At 65.4% G+C, this 22,627-nt stretch carries 20 protein-coding genes; all 20 read left to right on the top strand.

Annotated elements, in window-relative coordinates; genetic code table 11:
* Positions 1-46 precede the first annotated feature (46 nt).
* Complete coding sequence (gene flgK / locus JW958_11290; GenBank protein ID MBN1826839.1) at positions 47-1,429, top strand: flagellar hook-associated protein FlgK; 1,383 nt, start codon at positions 47-49, stop codon at positions 1,427-1,429.
* Between the two features lie 12 nt (positions 1,430-1,441).
* On the top strand, positions 1,442-2,551 hold the full coding sequence (gene flgL / locus JW958_11285) for a flagellar hook-associated protein FlgL (protein MBN1826838.1): 1,110 nt from the start codon (positions 1,442-1,444) through the stop codon (positions 2,549-2,551).
* 36 nt (positions 2,552-2,587) lie between these two features.
* Positions 2,588-3,046, top strand: a complete 459-nt coding sequence (locus tag JW958_11280) for a flagellar assembly protein FliW (protein ID MBN1826837.1) — start codon at positions 2,588-2,590, stop codon at positions 3,044-3,046.
* Positions 3,047-3,054: 8 nt separating this feature from the next.
* Complete coding sequence (locus JW958_11275) at positions 3,055-3,270, top strand: carbon storage regulator (protein MBN1826836.1); 216 nt, start codon at positions 3,055-3,057, stop codon at positions 3,268-3,270.
* Positions 3,260-4,441 (top strand): glycosyltransferase family 9 protein, encoded by a 1,182-nt coding sequence (locus JW958_11270; protein ID MBN1826835.1) that lies wholly within the window; start codon positions 3,260-3,262, stop codon positions 4,439-4,441. Before JW958_11275 ends, JW958_11270 begins: the two co-directional genes overlap by 11 nt.
* The gene (locus JW958_11265; GenBank protein MBN1826834.1) at positions 4,425-5,450 is read left to right on the top strand and encodes a class I SAM-dependent methyltransferase; all 1,026 of its coding nucleotides are present in this window, start codon (positions 4,425-4,427) and stop codon (positions 5,448-5,450) included. The genes JW958_11270 and JW958_11265 overlap by 17 nt, the downstream gene beginning before the upstream one ends.
* Before the next feature lie 32 nt (positions 5,451-5,482).
* Entirely contained in the window at positions 5,483-9,484 is a 4,002-nt protein-coding gene (locus JW958_11260; GenBank protein MBN1826833.1) for a glycosyltransferase, read from the top strand.
* Positions 9,474-10,988 (top strand): glycosyltransferase, encoded by a 1,515-nt coding sequence (locus tag JW958_11255; protein ID MBN1826832.1) that lies wholly within the window; start codon positions 9,474-9,476, stop codon positions 10,986-10,988. The genes JW958_11260 and JW958_11255 overlap by 11 nt, the downstream gene beginning before the upstream one ends.
* Before the next feature lie 279 nt (positions 10,989-11,267).
* Complete coding sequence (locus JW958_11250; GenBank protein ID MBN1826831.1) at positions 11,268-12,113, top strand: flagellin; 846 nt, start codon at positions 11,268-11,270, stop codon at positions 12,111-12,113.
* A 95-nt stretch (positions 12,114-12,208) separates the two neighbouring features.
* Positions 12,209-12,580 carry a flagellar protein FliS gene (locus JW958_11245; GenBank protein ID MBN1826830.1) on the top strand — a complete coding sequence of 124 codons (372 nt, stop codon included), beginning with the start codon at positions 12,209-12,211 and terminating at the stop codon, positions 12,578-12,580.
* A gap of 4 nt (positions 12,581-12,584) precedes the next feature.
* Positions 12,585-14,003 (top strand): flagellar filament capping protein FliD, encoded by a 1,419-nt coding sequence (gene fliD / locus JW958_11240; GenBank protein ID MBN1826829.1) that lies wholly within the window; start codon positions 12,585-12,587, stop codon positions 14,001-14,003.
* A gap of 38 nt (positions 14,004-14,041) precedes the next feature.
* Positions 14,042-14,350: a hypothetical protein gene (locus JW958_11235; GenBank protein MBN1826828.1), complete on the top strand. Its 309-nt coding sequence runs from the start codon at positions 14,042-14,044 to the stop codon at positions 14,348-14,350.
* Positions 14,351-14,422: 72 nt separating this feature from the next.
* Positions 14,423-14,620: a flagellar FlbD family protein gene (locus JW958_11230; protein MBN1826827.1), complete on the top strand. Its 198-nt coding sequence runs from the start codon at positions 14,423-14,425 to the stop codon at positions 14,618-14,620.
* A gap of 33 nt (positions 14,621-14,653) precedes the next feature.
* Entirely contained in the window at positions 14,654-15,430 is a 777-nt protein-coding gene (locus JW958_11225; protein MBN1826826.1) for a MotA/TolQ/ExbB proton channel family protein, read from the top strand.
* Positions 15,431-15,432: 2 nt separating this feature from the next.
* Entirely contained in the window at positions 15,433-16,170 is a 738-nt protein-coding gene (locus JW958_11220; GenBank protein ID MBN1826825.1) for a flagellar motor protein MotB, read from the top strand.
* Positions 16,171-16,188: 18 nt separating this feature from the next.
* The gene (locus tag JW958_11215) at positions 16,189-16,899 is read left to right on the top strand and encodes a flagellar motor protein MotB (protein ID MBN1826824.1); all 711 of its coding nucleotides are present in this window, start codon (positions 16,189-16,191) and stop codon (positions 16,897-16,899) included.
* Positions 16,900-16,923: 24 nt separating this feature from the next.
* Positions 16,924-17,889: an HDOD domain-containing protein gene (locus tag JW958_11210; protein ID MBN1826823.1), complete on the top strand. Its 966-nt coding sequence runs from the start codon at positions 16,924-16,926 to the stop codon at positions 17,887-17,889.
* Between the two features lie 7 nt (positions 17,890-17,896).
* Entirely contained in the window at positions 17,897-19,474 is a 1,578-nt protein-coding gene (locus JW958_11205; protein MBN1826822.1) for a GAF domain-containing protein, read from the top strand.
* 15 nt (positions 19,475-19,489) lie between these two features.
* Positions 19,490-21,025, top strand: a complete 1,536-nt coding sequence (locus JW958_11200; GenBank protein MBN1826821.1) for a 6-phosphofructokinase — start codon at positions 19,490-19,492, stop codon at positions 21,023-21,025.
* A 231-nt stretch (positions 21,026-21,256) separates the two neighbouring features.
* The coding region (locus JW958_11195; protein ID MBN1826820.1) for a Cache 3/Cache 2 fusion domain-containing protein at positions 21,257-22,627 on the top strand (1,371 nt) is incomplete at its 3' end.

Here is a 22,627-nt window from a genome sequence, read left to right as displayed (position 1 = left end):
CGGAGCGGGAGACGGGATCCCCCCGCGGGGAACGAGAGGACGAGAAATGCTCAGCCTGAACGCGAGTCTGGAAATCGCGCGGCGGGCGCTGCAGACACAGCAACTCGCCATGAGCGTGATCGGCACCAACATCGCCAACGTCAACACGCCGGGCTATTCGCGCCGCCGCACCGTGTTCCAGTCCGGAATCGAGATCGAAACGGGCGTGGGGACCGTCGGCGCGGGCGCGGAGATCGTCAACATCGAGCGAATCCGCGACGCGACCATCGACACGCTTTTCCGGAAGCACAACAGCAACTACGGCAAGTGGGGAGGGCTCCGGAACCACCTGAGCAAGGTGGAGACGGTTCTCAACGAGCCGAACGTCGGAAGCCTCGGCAATGCCATGGAGGCTTTCTGGGGGTCCTGGTACGACCTCTCCATGGAGCCGGAGAACCAGGCGGCGCGCGCGCAGGTGCGGGAGCTGGGGAAACAGCTGACCAGCAGTTTCCACGAACTGCACGGCCACCTGCTCGATCTCCAGAGCAACCTGACCGACGAAATCGAAGCGCACATCGACGAGATCAACGGGATCTCGGAACGGTTGGCCCAGCTCAACACGATGATCATGGAGGGGGAGTTCGGCGGCCACGGGGCCAGCGGACTGCGCGACGAGCGCGATCTTCTGCTGGATCAGCTTTCGGAGATCGTGAACATCCAGGTGGACGAGCAGCTGGACGGCTCGACCACGGTGATGATGGGCTCTCAGGTTCTCGTACAGCGCTACACGGGAAGGCAACTGGTTCTGGCGACGGGCACCGACAGGACGGCTCATTCGACGGAGATCATGTGGCGCGATTCGAACCAGGAAGCCAGTTTCAGCAGCGGTTTGCTGAGCGGTTACATCACCGCTCGGGACGATAAAATCCAGGGATACATCGACGATCTGGACGAGCTGGCCGCCGCCTTCGTGGGGCAGGTGAACACGTTGCACGCCGCGGGATTCGGGTTGGACGGCGGCACGGGCCGCAACTTCTTCAACCCGGAGAGAACGGGAGCCGCCGTCATCGATCTCGATACGGCGATTCTCTGCGGTCTGGATTCCATCGCCGCGTCCACCGGCGGGTTGGAGGGGGACGGCAACCAGGCATTGCTCATCGCCAACCTGAAAAACGGCCTCGTGATGGAGAGCGGTTCGGCCACCATCAGCACCTTCTACAACGCGATGGTGGGCCGGATCGGCTTCGACTCCCAAGAAGCGGCCTCCTTCGCCGACGCGGAAGAGTTCCTGCTGCTGGACATCGACAACCAGAAACTGGGCGTCAGCGGCGTGTCTCTGGACGAGGAGATGACGAACCTCCTCGCCTATCAGCACGCCTACGAGGCGATGGTGCAGGTTACGAGCACCATCGACGAGATGATGGCGTCCCTGATTCAGAACCTCGGTTAGCGGGGGAAGGTCATGCGTATTCCGAGTAATCGTTTGAGCCATAACATGATGAACATCCTGAACAACTCGATGGGGCGGATCGAGCGGATCCAAACCGAAATGGCCACGGGCCGGCGCATTCAAAAGCCCTCCGACGATCCGCGGGCGACGCGGCGGCTGCTCGCGCTTCAGCAGCTGCAGGCGGACAACACCCAGTATCAGGGGAACATCGCCGACGGCCTGCGGTGGCTCACCGAGACGGAGAACTCCCTGAACGAGATCACCGAAGTGTTGATGCAGCTGAAGGAGATCGCCCTTCAGGCGGCCAACGAGGTCCCGGTGGACCGCAACGCCATGGCTTCCACGGTGAACGAGCTGCTGACGGAGTTTCTCGATCAATCCCGGGTGATGATCGACGATCGCTATCTTTTCTCCGGCTATAGCACCTCCACGGCCCCTTACACGGCGAGCACCACCGTGACCGGAGAGGCGTTCACCGCCGGCGCGGTCGGCGCGGCGACGGACCTGGAAAACGCGCGGATCGAGAGCGGGTCGCTGGTCGTCACCGACCTGAGCGGCACGGTCACCTACGTGGAGGGCGTGGATTACGAGGCGGACTACGAGACGGGGCGGATCACCCTGCTCGGGGGCGGCGCCATGGCGGAAGGAACCGGCTACCTCGCCGACTACGAGACCGAGACATACAGCTCCTTCTCCCTCGCCGACGACATCGAAGGGGAGATCGTGCGGCAGGTCGCGCGGGACCGGACCGTGAACGTGAACCTGGTCGCCCCCGAAGTCTTTCAGGCGGACGTGGATCTGTTCGAGATGGTCGTGGGGCTGAAAAACCAGCTCTGGAAGGACGACGCGGTGGGCGTGCAAGGCCTGCTCGATTCAATCGACACGGCGATCGATCACGTGACCGAGGTGCTCGGCGTGGTGGGCACGCGTTCGGTGAGCCTCGAGAACCAACAGATCTCGTTGGAGAGCAACGCCATCAACCTGGAGAGCATGATCGCCGACCTGGACGGCGTGGACCTGGCCGAGGCGGTGGTGCGCCTCCAGGCGGAGCAGATGGGATACGAAGCGGCGCTGGCCACTTCGGCCAACCTGATGCAGATGTCTCTGGTGAACTATCTCTAGCGCCCCGTCGGCGGCGCGGGAAAGGATCGACGCGGCATGCGAGTGGAAACGACGCGCTTCGGAGCCTTGGAGGCCGGCGAGGAAGAATTCCTGGGCTTTCCCGATGGCCTCTACGGATTCGGCGACGTTCATCGCTACCTGGTCGTGAACCGGCGCGGAGAATCGCCTTTCCAATGGCTCCAGTCGGTGGACCGCCCGGATCTCGCCTTCGTGGTGCTCGACCCGTCCCTCTTTTGTCCCGGTTACCGCATCGACCTCTCCGCCGAGGACCGGCAGGCGCTCGGTTGGGACGGGCGGAGCGCGTTGGACGTGTGGGTCGTGGTGGGCGTGCCGGACAACCCGGAGAAGATGACCGCCAATCTGAAGGGGCCGATCATTGTGAACCGCGCGAGGCGGATCGGCCGTCAGGTGATCCTTCCCGGTGACGAGTGGTCGCCGCGGCACAACGTGATCGATGGGATCCGCGGCGAGAGACGCGCGGTCTTCGGGGGATAAGGGAAGCCATGCTGGTCATCGCCCGCAGAGTCGGTGAATCCCTACGCATCGGCCCGGACATCGTTCTGGTGATACGGGAGGTGCAGGGGAAACAGGTGCGGATCGCCATCGAAGCGCCCCAGTCGGTCGCGGTGGCCCGCGGCGAGCTGTTCGCCGACGGAAAGCGCGACGGCGCGCCGGTTCCGGCGGGCGGCGCCGGGAGCGGAGGCGGCGATGGATCTTGACCTGGAGTGCCGTCATTTCTCCGGGGACCGCCCCTGCGGGTATCACAAGCGGGACGGGATGACCTGCGACGATTGCCCCCATCGCGAGGAGCGCGGGGAGCGGATCCTCGTCGTCAAACTGGATGCGGTCGGCGATGTGCTTCGCACCACCTCCATCCTGCCGGCGGTCCGCCGAGAGAGTCCGCGTTCGTGGGTGGTCTGGCTCACGTCGCCGGCGGCGAAACCGGTTCTCGACAACAACCCCTTGATCGAGGAGATATGGACGCTCGGCCCGGAGGCGATCGCACGACTCGGCGTGGAGCGCTTCGACCGGATCCTGAACCCGGACGCCTCGAGAAAGAGCGCGGCGCTCGCCTCGCTCGCCCGGGGCGGAGAGCGGCGCGGCTATGTCCTGGACGAGAAAGGCGTGGTCCGGCCCGCCGGACCGGAGGCGGAGGAGTGGCTCGAGATGGGCGGCCGGGACGACCGGAAACGGGCGAACCGCCGGACCTACCAGGAGCACGTCCACCGCCTACTCCGTCTCGACCCGGAGGGACAGAGGATCCTGCTTCGCCTCACCGACCGGGAACGCGCCGCCGCCGCCGGCCGGCTCGAGAGGGGGGGGATCGGCCCGTCGGAGAGGATCGTCGGATTCAACACGGGATCGAGCGCGCGCTGGCCGCTCAAGCGCTGGCCGAAGGAGCGTTTCCTGGATCTCGCCCGGCGTTTCGACGATCGGGGGGATATCCGGGTGCTTCTTCTCGGCGGGGAACTGGAGGCGGAGACGAACCGGTGGATCGCCGCACGCTCGGGCGGCGCCGCGATCGACGTCGGTTCGGACCACTCGATGCGGAATTTCTTCGCGCTCCTCGAGCGTTGCGAGGCCGTGGTCACCGGCGACACGCTGGCGCTCCACGCCTCTCTCGCCCTGGGTCGCGCGACGGTCGCCCTCTTCGGCCCCACCTCCCCCTGGGAAATCGACATGTACGGTCTCGGCGTCCGCGTCACGGCGGACCTGGACTGTCTCTGCTGTTACCGGGGCGCGTGCGACCGGTCGCCGAACTGCATGGAATCGATCGACGTGGAAACGGTTCGCCGCGCGTTGGAGGGGTTGCTGGGGTCGGAAGCGGCCGAGGCGCCGGCCGAGGCGGCGCAAGAACCGGAGGGAGAGACGCATGGAATTCACCGGTGAACGATTGGTCCCCGGCGTGGAAGGATTGGACGAGCTCTTTCTGGAACACGTGTCCCGTTACGCCTTCGCCGCGCCACTCACCGTGGGGAAACGCGTTCTCGACGCGGGATGCGGCTGCGGATACGGCTCCTATCATCTCGCCCGGGCGGGCGCGGCGTCGGTGCTCGGCATCGACGTCTCGGAAGAGGCGATCGCCTATTGCCGCGAGAACCATCCGCACGACGCCGTCGCCTACGAGCGCCGGGACGTCCTCGAAACGGGACTGGAAGCGGGCTCCTTCGACCGGATCGTCGCCTTCGAGGTCTTCGAACACGTCGACCGTCCAGAGCGTTTCCTGGACGAGATGAAACGGTTGCTCCGGCCGGACGGCGCTCTCGTTCTCTCCACGCCGAACGCGCACACCTACGAGGCGGGCGGCGAAGGGGGCGACAATCCTTATCACGTCAAGGAGTACGTGCCGGAAGAGATGCGGGCGCTTTTGGAGGGGCGGTTCGGGCGCGTGGACTGGTACGTCCAGGGTCCGGCCTCGGGGCTCTCCATTCTCCCCGTCGTCGATCCGGGGGAGAAGGCGTCGCTTTCCGCGGAGATGCGGCTCATCGCCCCTCCGGACCGTTCCGGCTGGGGCGCACCGGTTCCGGTCGCGGCGAAGCTGGAGAGATGCTCCTACATGGTCGCCCTCTGCCGGATGAGCGGGGCCGAGGGATTCCCGTCGCCCGGCGCGATCTGCATCGCTCTGGGCGATGACCTCGCCGACGGATCGGGACGGGCCGCCGCGCTTGTCCAGCACGGCCGGCGCCTGCAACAGCAGCTGGACGAGCGCGGGCGCTGGGCGCTGGATCTGCAGCGCGAGCTGGAGCTGCGGGACAAAACGATCGAGAAACTGCAGGCCGAATTCGAGGACAGAACACGATGGGCGTTGGAACTCGACCGGAAAACGGAAGAGCAGGCCCGTCTCATCCAAGAGTTGACGCGGGAGCGGGCAGGCGCGGGGCCGTCCGCCGCCGGATGAATCGTCCGATCGGGCGAGGGAGTGGAACCGACATGAGACCGTCCAAGCCGCCGATCATCGCGATCCTGAGCTGGAACAAGGTGGACCTGCTCCGCCGCTGCCTGAAGAGCATCGAGAAAAACACGCGGCACCCTTACGAGGTCTGCGTCCTCGACCAAGCCTCCACCGACGGCACCCGGAACTATCTGAAGGAGATCGGGGACAGGGTGCATCACGTGGCGAACGAAAAGAACCTCGGTTTCGTGCTCGGGAACAACCTGATCATGGATCGATTCCCGGACCGGGATATCGTGCTCCTGAACAACGACACGGAGGTGACCGAGGGCTGGCTCGAGGCGCTCGCGAAGCGGGCCTATTCGGACGAGTCGATCGGCGTCGTCGGCGGTAAGCTGGTCTTTCCGAACGGGCGGCTGCAGACGGCGGGATGCGAGATCTTCGCCGACGCGTCCGGTCGGGAAATCGGCAAGCACGACGATCCGGACCGCCGCATTTACAACGTCGTCGCGGACGTGGACTACTGCTCGGGCGCTTGTCTCTATCTGAAACGATCCACCCTCGATCGTATCGGCGGCTTCGATCCGCAGTTCGCCCCCGCCTACTGGGAGGACACGGATCTCTGCTTCTCCTGCCGCAAGGCGGGCCTGCGCGTTGTTTACGAGCCGGCATGCACGGTGATCCACCACGAGGGGGGGAGCTTCGGCGCGCCGGGGCAAAAGAGCCGCTCCCGAGAATTACAGGAGCGAAACAAACCGAAGTTCGTCGCCAAATGGCGCGAGGAACTGACCGGGCAGCGCTCCAACGTCTTCGAGATTCCCCCGGCGGAGGGGAAAGAGAAGATCCTCGTCGTTCTTCCCTTCCTCCCGATCTGGGACCGCGCCGCCGGCGAGATGCGCTGGTGGCACACGCTCCGGATCCTGAACGAACGCTACCAGGTGGTTCTCCTCGCGCGAAACGGCCAAGACGGGATCAAGTACATCAACCCGCTCGAGGAAGAGGGGATCACCGTCTTCCATACCGACACGGAGAAGCTGCGCGCATTCGGCTGCGACATGGTCGGCCCGCTCTGGATCGACTTCCCTCAGCTCCTTCGGTCGAACGATTTCCGGGCGGTCATCATCGGCTTCTATCACATGGCCGCCCAGTACGAACGGGAGGTGCGCGCCTACGCGCCTCAGGCGGTCTTTATCATCGATTCCTACGACGTGGCTTTCCTGCGTGAGAGGCGGAGGGCGGAACTCTCCGGTTCCGACGAAGACCTCTGGCACGCCGAGGAGATCCGGCGGATCGAGCTGGACTGGTACCGCAAGGCGGACATGGTCCTCACCGTGACGGAGCGGGACCGGGAGGTGCTCCTCGCCGAGGACCCGTCGCTTCGGGTCGGCATCAGCACCGATATCCACCCGCTCGCCGAGGAGCGGTGGAATCCGGACAGGAAGGACCTTGTCTTCATCGGCAACTATAAGCACCAGCCGAACGAGGACGCGGTGATCTGGTTCACCGAGGAGATTCTGCCGCGGATTCACGCGGAACTGCCGGAGGCGGTTTTCCGCATCGTCGGGAACGGACCTACGCCGGCTGTGGAGGCGCTCGCCGGCGACCGGGTCGAGGTGACCGGTTTCGTGCCCGACATCGTCCCCTACCTGCAGAACGGGCGGGTATGCGTGGTGCCGCTCCGATACGGCGCCGGCCTGAAGGGGAAGGTGGGCCAGGCGATGGCCGCCGGCATTCCCCAGGTCTCGACATCGGTCGGCGTCGAGGGGATGGGTATGGCTCACGAGAGGGACGTGCTGGTCGCCGACGACCCCGAGTCTTTCGCTCGTGAAGTGATTCGGCTTTATCGCGACGAGGAGCTCCAGCGACGCATCGCGGCGAGCGCACGCGATCTGGTCGCCCGCCGTTACGGCGTGGAGAACGCCCGCCGCTACTGGGAAGAGGTCTTCGAGGCGATCGACGCGGGACGCCCCGAGCCGGTCCCCGCCGCCGAGGAGGAGCCGGAACGGGGATACGCGCCGTACAGGCGAATCGAACGCCTTCCCGCGGTGGCGCCGAACGCGTCCATCATCGTGCCGGTCTACAACAACCTGCACCTGACCAGGAACCTCTGGACCAGCGTCCGGAAGAACACCGCCATCCCCCACGAGCTTCTCATCGTCGACAACGGCTCCCAGGAGCCGGTGAAGTACGACGCGGAGCAGAACAACATCCGTTGCATCCGGAACGAGGAGAACCGGGGCTTCGCCGCGGCGGTCAACCAAGGCATCCGGAACACGTACGGCGACTACCTTGTGATCCTGAACAACGACTGTATCGTCCCCCCGGGCTGGCTGGGGCGGATGATCGCCCATCTCGAGGAGGACCGGGAAATCGGCATCCTGGCGCCGCTCACCAATTTCGCGGCCACGGAGCAGCAGATACCCGTCCCTTACAAGAACGAGGAGGGTCTCTACCGGTTCGCCGAGGATCTGCACCGGAGAAACGCGGGACGCCGCAAGGACCACAAGAAAGTGGTCGGCATGTGCATGGTGATTCCCCGCCGGGTGATCGACGAGGTGGGCCTCTTCGACGAGCGCTTCGGGATCGGTAACTTCGAAGACGACGACATCTGCCTGCGGGTGCGACTCGCCGGCTACCGGGTGGCGGTGGCGGAGGACGTCTTCATCCATCACGAGGGGGGCGCCACCTTCAAGGCGATGAACGTGGATTACCAGGCGCTCCTCAAGAGGAACGGGGAACTGTTCCTCAAGAAGTGGGCGCCCGTGCTCGGCGGAGGCGTCGGCGCCGCGTCCTCCGCGCCTCGCGCCGCCGAGACGCCGCCGGTGATCCTCTTCCAGGACGGCCCCGACGTCCCGGTGAACCACGTGCAGGAGACTCTTCAGACCCTCCCCAAAGGGACGCCCGTGCGGATCCTGGCGACCGATCCGGGCCGCTTTCGATCCCTGATGAATAAAGGGTATGATGTGAAGGCGGTCCGGCCGGAGGATCTGTTCCGCCGCATCGACCGGGAGATCCGCACCGCGGATGCGACGCACCTGCTCGTGCTCTCGACGCGCGTCCGAACCGGCCGCAAATGGACCGAGGAACTGATCGCCGCCGCGGCGGCGGAGCGGCGGGGCATCGTCGTTCCCGCCTCCGACGAGGGACCTCCGGCGCAGAGGATCCGCGCCGAGTTCCCCTCCTCCCGCAGCGGCGTGCAAAAGCAGACCGATCTGTGCCGCCGCCGTTTCACCGGAGGTTGGCGGGAGACCGGGGAGTTCGCCGGATGGGCGCTCCTGGTGGATCGGAGGGGGTTCATCCTCGCCGGCGGTCTGTCGTCGGAGTTCCGGTCCGGCGCGGTTTGGTCCGACTTGGCGGCGCGCATGAGCGATCATGGGTGGATCACCGGCGTCGCGCCCGGAGCCTTCGTCCACTTCTCCGGCGCCGGAGATTGTCCCTCCGTTCCGGACGGCGGCGAGATGGAGGCGGTTCTCCGGCTGGCCGAGGCGAACGAGCTGTTCGCCGGGTCCGACCTGGAGCGGGCGATGCGGGCCGTGGAACTCTCACTCGACGCCAAGAAGGATTACACCCACGCGCTTTACTGCCGGGCGCTCTTCCTCGCCGGTGAGGGGCGGGTCGCCGAGGCGGAAGCGGATCTGAAGCGCGTTCTCGAGATCAATCCGGGCTTTTCGCGGGCGCACAACAACCTGGGCTGTCTCGCTTTCGAGAAGGGAGAGCCGGAGGAGGCGGAGCGGCACTTCCGCGAAGCCCTCGCCGTCGACCCCGGGAACGGAGAGATCGGGCGCAACCTGGGTGATTTCTATCTGAGCACCGGCGCCCTGCAGAAAGCGATGGATCTCTATCAGGATCTGGTGCGGCGGAATCCGAAGGACCCGAACAACTACCTCGACCTCGGCGCGTGGTTCGAGAAACTCGGCGACGCGGCGGGGGCGCGCGATTGGTACGCGCAGGCCCTCAAGGTGGACCCGAGGAACAGAGAGGCGCGCGAGCGCCTCGTGACTCTCGCCGGAGCCGGCGCCGGAGGGGGCGATGAACGGTAGGGAAGCCGCCGGCCCGCCCCTTTCGGTCTGCCTGATCGCGAAGAACGAGGAGGAGCGCCTCCCCGTCGCGATCGAGAGCGTCGCCCCCTTCGCCGCGGAGGTGGTGGTGGTCGACACCGGTTCGACGGACGGAACCGTGGCGGCCGCCCGCTCCCACGGCGCGCGGGTGATCGAGCGGCCCTGGCGGGACGACTTCTCCGACGCGCGGAACCACGGTCTCGAAGCGGCGACCGGCGTTTGGGTTCTCTGCCTCGACGCGGACGAAACCCTCCCGGAAAGGGAGGGCGGGAAGCTGAGGCGTCTTCTCGAGGAGAAGCGCGCCGACGCCTGGTTCGTTCGGCTGCGAAGCGCCCTGGCCGACGCGGACGAGGGCCGCTTTTCCATTCACGCCTTTCCGCGGCTTTTCCGCAACCATCCGGCGCACCGCTTCGAGGGGAGGGTGCACGAGCAGATCCTTCCTTCGCTGGAGCGGACGGGCGCGCGCGTCCGGTTTTCGGACCTCACCATCGATCACAGCGGGTACGCGATGGACCGGGAGTCGCGCCGCCGTAAACTGGAGAGGAACCTCCGGCTGCTCGAGATGGACCGGGAGGAGCGGCCGGAGAGCGCCCTCGTCCTCTTCCATCTGGGTGAGACCCACACCCTCCTCGGCGATCCGGAACGGGCGGTGGAGGCGTACTCCGGGGCGATCGCCCGGGGCGGCCTCTCCGCGGATCATTCGGCGGCGACGCGACAGAATCTCGCCGCGGCTCTTCTCCGGCTCGGCCGCGCGGCGGAAGCGATCGAGGAGGCGGAACGGGCGGCACGGACCGGCGCCGGCTCGGCCGTCGCGGCCTGGCTGGTGCTCGCGTCGGCGCGCATTCGGACCGGCGATCCGGAGGGCGCGGTTCGGGACGTGGACCGTTATCTGAAGCTGTGCGACCGGGCCCTTTCCGGCGGAAAGACGCTCCTCGGCTTCACGCCGGACCGGGCGAAGGCGCACCTGCTTCGGGGCGAAGCGCTCCTCCGCATGGGAAGGACCGTCGAGGCGGAGCGGGAGGCGGAGCGCGTGATTCGGGAGAACGACGGTTGGGGGGGCGGGCACCGGCTTCTGGGACGGGCGGCGGCGGCGCGCGAGGACTGGGCGCGCGCGGAGGAATCCTTCCGCCGCGCCCTCGACAGAGAACCGGACCGGATCGAAACGGTTCGAGACCTCGCCGTCGTGCGGGTCCGCGGGGGGGATCCCGCCTCGGCGCTCGCGGTCGTGGATGGCGCGCTCCGGTCGGTCGAGAGCGCCGATCTCGTCGACCTCCAAGCGCGGCTCCGCGTCGTTCGGGGCGATCTTCGCGGCGCGGTGGAAAGCTACCGCCGTCTGGCGGGGCTGTGTCCCGGCTCCGTCGAGGCGCATCGCCGCCTCGCCGGGCTCTACCACAAGCTGGGCGATTCGGAAAAAGCGAAGGAACATCTCGTCGAATCGGAACGATGTTCCAACGACAACGCCGTTCCTCACAAAATTTCCTCATAAAATATATTCAGAAAAATCATCGTCGCCGCTCAAGTTTCGCGGGTCGATTGCGATTGACTCTACAGAGACGAAATATCGTTCTCGTGAGTCGAACTGCAACGGGCTTCCTGTTTGTTGTGTTCCCGCGAAAGGAGGTGGATTCATCAGACGATGGGAGTACTTCGCGGCTCCCGAACCCTGAATGAATAACGGGGGGTGAGGATCGGTCACGGATGACCGATCGGGACGGGTGGCAGGGATGCCGAATCGCTAGATGAACTTCGGGAAAGGAGCAAGATTATGCCGGGTGCTGACCTGTCACGGATCAACACCAATATCGCCGCCTTGAACGCTCTCAAGGCTTTGCGGGATACCAACAGCAAGCTGACGGTGCACCAGCTGCGGCTCGCCACCGGTAAGCGGATCAATACCGCCGGCGACGACCCGGCGGGTCTCGTTTTCGCCAAACGGCTCGAGTCGCGGGCCCGTGGCCTGGAAGTCGCCAAGAACAACGTGGGCGACGTGCAGAACCTGATCTCCACCGCCGAAGCGGGCGTGCAGAGCATCAGCGAGATTCTCCTCACCATGAAGGAGAAGATCCTCCAGGCCGCCAACGACACCATGGGCACCGAGGAGCGGAACGCCGTCGAGTCCCAGCTCGACGACCTCGCGGCGGAGATCAACAACATCGTCTCCACCACCACCTGGGGCGGTAACACGCTGCTGGACGGTACCTTCACCGGTAAGTCCTTCCAGGTGGGCGAGCAGTCCGTGGACGTGATGACCTTCGGCATCACCCAGGACCATCAGGCTTCCGGCCTCACGGTTTCCGACACCGATCTGGACGTGAGCAGTGCCTCCGCGTCTTCGACGTCGCTCCACAACGTCAACACCGCGATCGACACGCTGAACTCCAGTCTCCAGACGCTGGGCTCCACTCAGATGCGCGTCGGCATCAAGGAAGCCAACCTGTCGGTCTCCATCAACAACCAGCTCTCTTCGCACAACCGGATCTACAACGCCGATTTGGCGGAAGAGCAGGTGAACCTGATCAAATACTCGCTCTTGCAGCAGTCGGCGACCGCCATGCTCTCTCAGGCGAACATGGCGCCGCAGTCGGTGCTGCAGCTCGTTCTCGGCGGTTAACCCGTTCCGAGACCGCGCCCGGGGGGCTAATGCCCCCCGGGCTTCCTACCGATAAGTAAGAACAAGAGAACCGTTTGCCGGGAATGGAGGGATCGATGGCTGCCGATTGCCCGACGATGGCCGATGAGGCTCTGGCCACGTACACCGTCAACAAAATCGAAGGGGCGTCGCCGGCGGAACTGGTCCTGATCTGCTACGACCACGTCCTCGGTTGCTGCCGCCGCCGGGAAATGATGCGCGCGAAGGACGGCGTGGTCCAGCTCATGGGGGCGTTGGACCTGGACTACCTGGACGTGTCGGGCCCTCTTTTCCGGATCTACGAGTACCTGCTCGACATCATTCGAGCGGAACGCTACGAAGAGGCGGAAGGGATCCTCTGCGAACTCCGGGAAGCCTGGGTGAAGGCGATGGAGGGCGTCGCCTCGGAGCAGGGGCCCTCGGTTCCCATGATCCCCAAGGAGATCTAAGGGGATGAGCACTTCTTCGGTCTCCACGATTCGGACGGCGGAACTCCAGCAGTTCCTCGAAGTCTATATGGCCGACTCCAACAGCCGGCTTTCGACTCTGACGGGACAGAGAGATTCGCTGCAGGTCAAGCTCGCCGTTTACAACGACCTGCGGACCAAGCTCTCCACGCTGCGCGGTCTGGCCGAAGACATGGCGGGGACCGGATCTCTCTCCGCGTTCGGGGCGAAGACGACGACGCTGAGTTCGGAAGGCGTGCTCAGGGTGAGCGCCGGCGCGGGCGCCATGTCGCTGGCGCATTCGATTCACGTGGATCAGCTGGCCCACGCGCACACGGTGGTGTCCGACCGTTTCGACAAGGAAGGAACGAGCCTGAGCACGACTTGGGCGGGCACGCAGACTTTCGCCATCTCCGTCGACGGCGAGAACCACGCGGTGAGCGTGGACATCGAGGCGGGATCCACGAACGAGGAAGTGCTGACGGCGGTCGCGAACGCGATCAACACGATTACCGACGATCCGGTGGGCGCCTCCAAGATGGCGGACACGCCGAGCACGGCGAAGCTCACCATCGCGAGCGCCGAAACCGGCGCGGAATACAAGATGACCTTCACCGACACGGACGGGCTTCTGGCGGCGCTGGGAATCAACCCGGCGGTGGAAGCGACCGACACGACGGGGGGGTTCATCTACGCCGACGAAGAGCTGGATGCGTTGTTCGTCCTCGACGGCATCAACATCACTCACTCCAGCAACACCGTCGAGGACGTGCTCGCCGGCGTGACCATCGAGCTTCTCGGGGCACAGGACGCCGAGGACGGCGACGTGACCATGACGATCGCGACCGACACGGAAGCGGTCAAGGCCACGGTGCAGGAGTTCATCAGCGCTTATAACGAAGCGTACTCTTTTTTGAAGAGCAAGATCTCCATCGACACGACGACCTACACCCGCGGCGTTCTCGCCGGAGATTACCCTTACGTCAATCTCTGGCAGAACCTGCGCTCGGCCATGTCCGGTTCCGTCGGTTCGCTCGAGGGGGGTGTCTACTCGGCGCTTTCCCAGATCGGAATCACGGCCGGTTCGGACGGGTTCCTCTCCATCTCCGACACGGAGGATTTCGAGGAGGCGTTGGAGGGGAATCTGGACGAAGTGGCGGCGCTCTTTAACTCCGAGGACGGTATCGGCGTCCGCCTGGAAAGCCTGCTCGAGCAGTATTCCTCGGCGTCGGGGATTATCTACTCGAGCAAAGAGGCGATCAACACGAAGGTCGAGAACCTGGATGACCGAATCGATCGTTATCGGGTCCTGATGGACATGGAAGAAGAGGGCCTGATCGAGCAGTACAGCAAGCTCCAGCAGGCGATAGCCGATCAACAGAACATGTTGTCGATCTTGAACTCGATCACCAGCGGGCTTTACTAATCACGGCGGCCCGCCGAACAACGGGTATGAATATGGCTATGAGAGTCGAACAGGGAGCGCCTTTCCTCGATCCCACCCGGGAGAACGGTAGAGCCGAGGATGCGAAGAAGAAGGCCGACAAGGCCTCTTCGCGCAAGGGCGGCCGGGACACCGTCCAGATCTCGAAAGAGGCGCGGGATCTCCAGGCCGGCCGGACCGGCTCCGGCGACGGGGCGGAGGCGGTGCGGAGCTCGAGCGACGGGAACCGGATGGAGCAGATCGTCCGGCGCCTGGAGTCCGGCTTCTACGACAGGCAGGAGACCTGCCTGGCGTTGGCCGACGAACTCATGGAGGCCTTCGGGATCTAACGCGGTCCCGCGGACGAGACGCGGTTTCCGGCCGGGCTGTGTGTGGTCGGGCAGGGGGGCGAATAACATCCCATGATCACGCTCACGCATCTCAAGGGGGACGAGATCGTCCTCAACGCGGACCTGATCGAAAGCCTGGAGGCGACGCCGGACACGGTGGTCACCCTCACGACGGGCAAGAAGATCGTGGTCCGCGAATCGGTTTCCGAGGTGGCCCGGTTGGTGGAGGCATACACGCAGCGGCGGAGCGCTTGCGCGGAACGCGACTAGCGTCCCCGCGATCTCCGTAAAAGGGTTCGGTTCATGGATCTCGCTTCCGTCATCGGGATCGCCTCCGGTTTCGGTCTGCTTCTCCTGTCTATTTTGATGGGCGGCGGCATCGCCACTTTCATCAACGTTCCATCCATGATGATCGTGATCGGCGGAACCGCCGCGGCGACGCTGATCAACTACCCGCTCTCGGATTTCCTCGGCGTCATGAAGGTCGTGAAGAACGCCTTCCTGAACAAGACCGCCTCTCCGGAGGATACGATCCGCACACTGGTCGGTTTCGCCGAGAAAGCGAGGCGGGACGGTCTCCTCGCGCTGGAGAAGGACCTGAAGGTGGCGGACGACGCCTTCCTTCGGGCGGGGATGGAACTGGCCATCGACGGAATGGACCTGGAGCGGATCGACGCGCTCATGACGATGGAACTCACGCTGCTCGCGGACCGGCACAGCCGGGGGAGCGGCATGTTCAAGCAGATGGCGAAGTACGCCCCCGCCTTCGGCATGATGGGCACGCTCATCGGCCTGATCCAGATGCTGCGGAACGTGAACGATCCCTCCAGTATCGGTCCGGGCATGGCGGTCGCGCTGATCACCACCTTCTACGGCACCCTCGTGGCCAACATGATTTGCAACCCGATCGCCGGCAAACTCGATGCGATCTCGGAAAACGAGGTTCTCGTCAAGGAACTGATCCTCGAGGGGATCAAGGCGATTCAGGCGGGGGATAATCCTCGGTTGGTCGAGCGGAAGCTGAAGACTTTCCTCCCGCCGGCGATCCGTAACGATCTGAAGCTGATCGGAAGCTCCTAGTCATGGCGAGGAAGAAGGGTCCGGGGCAGGAGGAGCCGGCGTCCTGGTTGGCCACCTTCGGCGATCTGGCGACGCTGTTACTCACGTTCTATGTGCTGATCTACGCCTCCTCCACGTATCAGCCCGGCGACTGGGAAACCGCCCAGGGGGCGATCGAACGGATGCTCGGTCTCACGCCCGGCGAGTCCCGGGTCGGTCTCATCGAGCGCGGGAGCGGCGGCATGTTGAACGCGGGGACCGAAGCGGTCCCCCTTCTTTCGATGATCATCACCCGTCTCGAGCTCGACAATCCCGAGTCGGTCCAGGGAATGGAGCAACTCCTCGGGCTGGCCGGATCGACCGAGTACGGGGAGAATCTGGGAATCTCTCTCCTGGAAAAGGGGATCCTCTTCCGGATGGAGGAACCGGTTCTCTTCCGCTCCGGCGGCGCCGAACTGGATCCGAAGGCGGCGCCGGTGCTCCGTTCGATCGCGCAAATCATCCGCGAGCGGCCCTGGCGGGTGACGGTGGAGGGGCACACCGACGATCTCCCGGTCCGAACCGGCCGCTACGGTTCGAACTGGGACCTTTCGGGGGCGCGGGCGGCGGAGGTGGTCCGCTTTCTCGTCGGCGAAGGGGTCGCCGGAGGCGCCATCGCCGCGAAGGCGTGCGGGGAGTACCACCCCCGCTTTCCGAACGTGAACGAAGAAGCCCGGCGGAGAAACCGCCGCGTCGATATCCGCCTCGAATACGAGGATTGATCCGGGAACGGGGAGACGATGGCCGCGAAGAAGAGCGAGAAACTGGAGCCGGCGGACGAGTCGCAGGAGATCACCTTCATCGCGCTCATGCTCCTCCTGCTCTGCTTCATGGTGATCATGGTCTCCCTCGCGCAGATGGAGGGACCGCGCTTCCGAAAGGCGATCGGTTCGGTTCACGGCGCCTTCTCCATGCTGACGAGCGGCGCGGGGGAGTCGATCGCGGACGAGGGAGGACCGGGCGTGCTCCCCCTTAAGGCACAGGCCAAGGTGAGGGAAGCCGTGGAGCTGAAAGAACAGATCGACGAGATACTCGGCGACGATCTGGCGGGGCTCTTCCGCGTGGACATCACCGATGACGGTTTTCGGCTCACCTTGGGGAGCCTGGTCCTTTTCGATCTGGGGAGAGCGATGCTGAAGCCCGGGGCGTCGCCGGTGCTGGACGAAGTGGTCCTCTTTCTCCGGGAATGGTCGGGGAACACGACCGTCGTCGGCCACACCTGCGATTTGCCGATCCACACCGTTCTCTACCCGTCCAATTGGGATCTCTCGGTGGCGCGCGCCGTCGAGGTGGTTCGCTACCTCGAGACGCGGGGAATCGCCGGATCGAAGCTTGCCGCGATGGGGATGGCCGATTCGTCGCCCGTCGCGCCGAACGACGATGAACACAGAGAGATCAATCGCCGCGTGGAAATCATATTGGAGTGCGAGCCGGCTTGCGGCGGCGTGTAAGCCGTCCGCGACGGAGGAATAGGAATGACGCAAAAGGTCCTCTGGGTGCGGAAGGGGGCGGAAGCGGCCGCCGGGTTCGGTGAGAGCGGCTCGCCGCCGATCCATCAGCCGAGCGAGGTCCGCCTCCGGCGGATTTCGACGGAGATCGATTCGCGGATCGACCGGTTGCCGCCGTTCCCCACCGTTCTCACCGAACTGATCGGCCTGACCCAAAGCGACGACTCGGCCGCGGGGGATCTCGAGACGTGCATCGAAAAGGATCCCGTCATCGCCGCCCGGCTGCTCAAGCTGGCGAACTCCGCCTTCTACTCCCCCCGTTCCTCGGTGGCGTCGATCCGGCAATCGGTGGTGATGCTCGGCCAGCAGACCGTGAAAAGCCTCGCCATGGCGGCGGCGACGCTCAAGTTCCTCTCCGGCGGCATGGACGCCTACGGCATGGGCGCGGGTGGTCTCTGGTTGCACTCCTACGGCACCGCCGAGCTGGCCCGCCGTCTCGCCCGGGTCTCCGGCGACGAGGAAGAGGTTCAGGAGGCGGTTTACGTCGGCGGGCTTCTTCACGACATCGGCAAGATCGTGCTCTCCGGCATTCTCACCGACGTGATCGGGCGGGGCGAGGCGTCGCTCCGCTCGGGCGGCGGCGAGACGGAGCGCCAGTGGGAGAAACGGGTGGCCGGCGTCACCCACGCCGGAGTGGGAGAAATGATCGCCGCGAAGTGGAAGCTCGCGCCGGTGACCACCCGGTGCGTGCGCTGCCACCACAGTTGCGAGGGGGAACCGGAGGATTTCGAGAGGGAAGTCCAGCTGGTGACCCTCGCCGACGCGGGGGCGCGGCGGCTCGGTATGGGACTCGGCGCCGCCGATGAAAATCCGGAGCGGGAGCGTCGGGCGCTGGGCCTCTTGGGGATCTCCGAATCGGGATTCGGGGATCTGCTCAATGATTACTCCGAGCAGAGCGCCGGCGCGGGCGATCTCTTCTCCTTCCTCGGATAGGCGGATTATGGCGACGACGACTGCGAACCGGTGGATCGAATCCCTGGCGGGGATGCACGAAGCCCTCGACAGGGAGGAACTGGCTTTCGCTTTCGGCCGCGCGCTGGAATCGCTCGCCGGGGGCGTTCCCTGGCGGATCGAGCTTTCCGGCGCGTCGGGCGAGGCGTCTCGCACGTATGCCGAGGGGCTCGGTTCGGTGGCGCGGTTGGGCGCCACGACCACCGGCCGACACTTGGACGACTGGATCGTCGTCCCCCTTCATTTCCGAGACGATGTGATCGGCGATCTTCGCGTCGCCGCCCCCGAGGAGACGGAGAGGGAAGACCTCGATGTGCTAAGCGATCAGCTCGCGGCGGCGATGATCAAGCTGCAGCTCTGGTCCGACGCGGATCGGGAATCGCGCCAGAGCCGCCTGGACCGGGAGATCATCGGCGAGGTCCACACCCTGGTCGGCAGTTTCGACATGGACTACGTTCTCGCCCGTTCCCTGGAGCAGATTCTCAAGCTGCTCGGGAGCGAGGTCGGTTCGGTCATGCTCTGGGACGGTCGAGGTTTCACGACCAAATACATCATCGGTCTTCCGGAGGAACTGACCCGAGCGGTCCGCCTGGAGGGGCGTTCGGCGGCGGAGCGGGTCGCCGAGGCGGGGGTCCCCCTCATCCTGGAGGACCCGGAGCCGGAGGATCCCCCGGAAGGGTTGGAGATGTTGAACCTGAAGACGCTTCTGGTGATGCCCCTCCTTTCCGGCGGGCGGGTCATGGGCGTGCTGCAGGCGGCGAACCCGGTCGACACGTGGCCCGGCTCGCACAACCTGCGCGCCGCCGAGGAGATCGGTCACATCGCCGCCATCGCCGTGGAGAACGCGATGCTCCACAGGGAAGCGGTCCGGAAGGAGCGGATGGCGACGATCGGCCAGGTGATGGCCGGCCTCTCCCACGACATCAAGAACATGCTCCAGGCGGTGCGCAGCGGCTACAGCCTCGTACGGATGGGTACCGACGGCGGCGACCTGGAGAGCGTACGCCGCGCCGTTCCCTTGATCGGGAGCGCCATCGACCGGATCTCCGGTTTGGTGCTGGACATGCTCGATTATTCCAAGGGGGGGCGGCTCCGGCTGGCCGCCGTCGACATGAACGCCCTGGTCCGGGAGATCGCGGCGACCATGCAACCGCTGGCGGAATCCAAGGGGGTCGTTCTCGAGACGGCGATCGACGAAGGGGCTCCTCCGGCCCGCGCGGACCAAACGGGCATTTTCCGCTGTCTCTCCAACCTGACCACAAACGCCGTCGAGGCTGTCGAAGCCGGCGGGCGCGTGGAAATCCGCACCGGCCGGCCGGCCGGAGGAGGGGGCGTGGAGGTGGTGGTCCGTGACGACGGCCCGGGCATTCCCGAGGAGGAGAGGGAGAGGATTTTCGACGCCCTCTACACGACCAAGGGAAGCAAGGGGACGGGCCTCGGCCTCGCGGTGACGCGAAAAATCGTGGAGGACCACGGCGGCTCGATCACTCTGGAATCCGGGCGGGGCCGCGGCGCCTGCTTCACGATCCGCCTGCCGGCGGCGCCCGGCGGCGTGAAGGAACGATAGGAAGGAGAGGAAATCGTGAGTCCGATTTCCGGCGCAATCGATTCGAGCGGCCCGGCGGCGCCGCTTCGCATTCTGGTGATCGATTCCGATCTGGACGCGCAGTTCCGCGTCTATCCCTTCCTGAAGAAACAGGGCTACCGCGTGCAGTCCGCCGGTTCCACGCGGGAGGCGCTCGCCTCGATCGGCGACGCCGTTCCGGACATGGTGATTTGCTCCGTCCGCGCGAACGGCGTGGACGGGGTGGAACTCTGCTCCCGCTTGAAATCGACCCCCGCCACCGCCGCCGCCTGGTTCATCGCCCTGGAGGAGGAGGGGGCGGGTCCGGACGCGGAGGCTTTCTGGTTCACCCAGGGCGCCGACGGTTTCGCCGTCTCTCCCGTGCCGCAGGAGGATCTGCTCGCCCGAATCCGGGCGGGGGAGAGGACCTTGGTCCGCAGCCGGGGACACGAGATGGCCCGGCGGCGTATGTACCGGGAGATCGACGTGCTTCTGGTGCAGGAGGGGGGGTGCGCCCCCGGCTACAACCCGGTTACGGCTTTCCTCACCGAGGAACTCGAAACCCACGGGCGCCGGGTGTACTGCGCCCGCGAGGGGTTCCGCTCGCTCGTGCGCGGCGAAGACGAGGATTTCGTTCGCCTGGTCTACGACCAGGAGGAGTACCGTCGGATCGAGAGCATTCCCGGCGTGGTCAACGCCGCCTTTCTCACGGAAGCGGCGGGAGGGCAGTTCCGGAGCGAGCGCTACGACGACTTCCGGGAGCCGGAGAAGCAGTTCGCCGCGGCGCGCGTGCTTGCGGCCCGCAACGTGCGTGTCTTGGTGACCATCGGCGGCAACGGCACGCTCAAGGGAACCCGTGATCTGGCGGGACGGCTGGCGGAAACGACGCAGAATGCCTTCGTGCCCGTTACCGTGGACAGCGACGTGGCGGGCACCGAATGCATCGGCCAGCATACGGGTGTCGAAGTCGGCGCCGACAAGCTGCGCCGCTATATGGCGGACGCGCGCACCCACAAGAGGATCTATCTGATCGAGATGATGGGCGCCCGAGGCGGTTTTCACGCCCTGTACTCCAGTCTGGGCGCGCGCGCGCACCTCGCGGTTCTCCCCGGAGCGGACCTCAACCCGCGCGCGGTGATGGAGGCGCTGAACAGGAAGGACTACGCCGTGGTCGCCGTGGCGGAGGGCTACGGCGCCGACGATCCGGAGCGCCGCCGCTTGGGGCTGCACGCCGCCGCCTGGTTCGCCCACCAGCTCGAATCCACGGGGATCACATCGAACAAGAAAATCGTCAGCGAGCCTTTCTCGCGCGATCTCCGCGGGGCGATTCCCAACAACCTGGACATGGTCCTGGCCCGGCGGATGGCGCGGGGGATCGCCGACGCCGTCCGCGACGGCCGCACGGCGGTGATGCCCGCCGTCCGGGGAGAGGACCTCTCGTACATCCCCTTCTGGAAGATCGACACGGAGAACAGGGTTTCGGAGGATCTGGCCCGTTTGGCGGACCGCCTCACCCACGGATTCGCCGCCCCCCGTCCCATCCCGGTCGGCTGAACCCATCCCCCCGTGGGACAAACGAATCGATCTTTCCCCTTCTCTCCCCAATCCCGCCGTTGTCGGTGAAAAGACGCCTTTTCCCGCCCGGTTCACTCGGCCGCCGCGAACGCATAACGGTAAAGGTACTCCCCGGGACCGTCGATGATGGGTGTAGGGGGTGTGGCATCGGGACGGCGCCGCAGGCCGTTGCCGTCTAAAGTATTGGTTGTAATGCGCAGGAGGGAGTCGATGTTTCGTTTTCGTTCGATTCGCACGAAGATGATCACACTCAGCGTGGCGGGAGTCTTTCTGACCGCGGCCAGTATCGTGTCGATCATCGCCATCCAAAAAACCTATGTCGCTCGCGACGTGGATAGAGAACTCACCATTCTGGCGAAGAACGAAGTGTCGAAAATCGCCACCGACGTGTACCACATGTGCCAGGTTTCCAACGATCAGCTGGCGCAGCAGCTCGCCGGCACGCTGAACGTGGTTCGCGACAAGATCGACGGCGCGGGAGGCGTTTCGGTCGCGGGGCGCACGGTGACCTGGAACGCGGTGAACCAGTACACGCAAGTGGCGGAAACGGTCTCCCTGCCGGCGATGAACGTGGGAGGGAAGTGGCTTGGACAGGTCTATGACGCCGAGACTTCCGTGCCCGCGATCGACGCGGCGGTCGGACTGACCGGTGGTACGGCCACCGTCTTTCAGCGGATGAACGAGCGGGGCGACATGCTCCGCGTCGCGACGAACGTGCTGAAAACGGACGGTACGCGCGCCATCGGCACCTACATTCCCGCGCAAAATCCGGACGGCACGCCGAACCCGGTGGTTTCCTCGGTGATGCGGGGCGAGACCTTCCGGGGCCGCGCCTATGTGGTGAACGCCTGGTACATCACGGTCTACGAGCCGATCCTCGACGCCGGCGGCCGCGTAATCGGCATGCTCTACGCCGGTATCCCCCAGGAGAACGTCACCAGCCTTCGCCGGGGGATCATGGACATCGTCGTCGGGAAGTCCGGCTACGTGTTCGTGCTCGGCGGCAAGGGGAGCGTGAGGGGCGATTACATCATCTCGTTCGAGGGGAAGCGGGACGGCGAGAACATCTACGGCGCGAAAGACGCCAACGACACCCCCTTCATTCAGCAGATGATCGACAAGGCGCTCGTCACCAGCAACGGTTCGGTGGATTACCAGGATTACTGGTGGCTGAACAAGGCGGCCGGCGAGACGGAAGCGCGGAAGAAGATCTCGGCCGTTACCTACTTCGAACCCTGGGATTGGGTGATCGGCGCCGGCGCCTACGAGGACGACTTCAAGGACGCCAAGGCGAACGTGGGCAGCGCCCTCGACCGCCTCATGCTTTGGGGCGCCCTCGGGGCCGCCGCGTTTCTGGCCCTCTGCGCCTTCGTGACCTGGATGGTGGCGGTGCGGATCACCAATCCGCTCGTCTCCATGGTCGGAACGGCGAACGCTCTTGCCGAGGGGGACGTGAATCAGGAGATCAACGTCCGCTCCAAGGACGAGACGGGGAACCTCGCCGAGGCTTTCCGCAAGATGATTACGGCGCAGAAGGGGAAGGCGGAGGTCGCGGAGCAGATCGCCCGGGGGAACCTGGCG

It is taken from the genome of Candidatus Eisenbacteria bacterium, assembly GCA_016930695.1.
GTDB lineage: Bacteria > Orphanbacterota > Orphanbacteria > Orphanbacterales > Orphanbacteraceae > JAFGGD01.
Note: the sequence above shows the minus strand (reverse complement) of the source record. Positions and strands in the feature narration are given on the sequence as shown.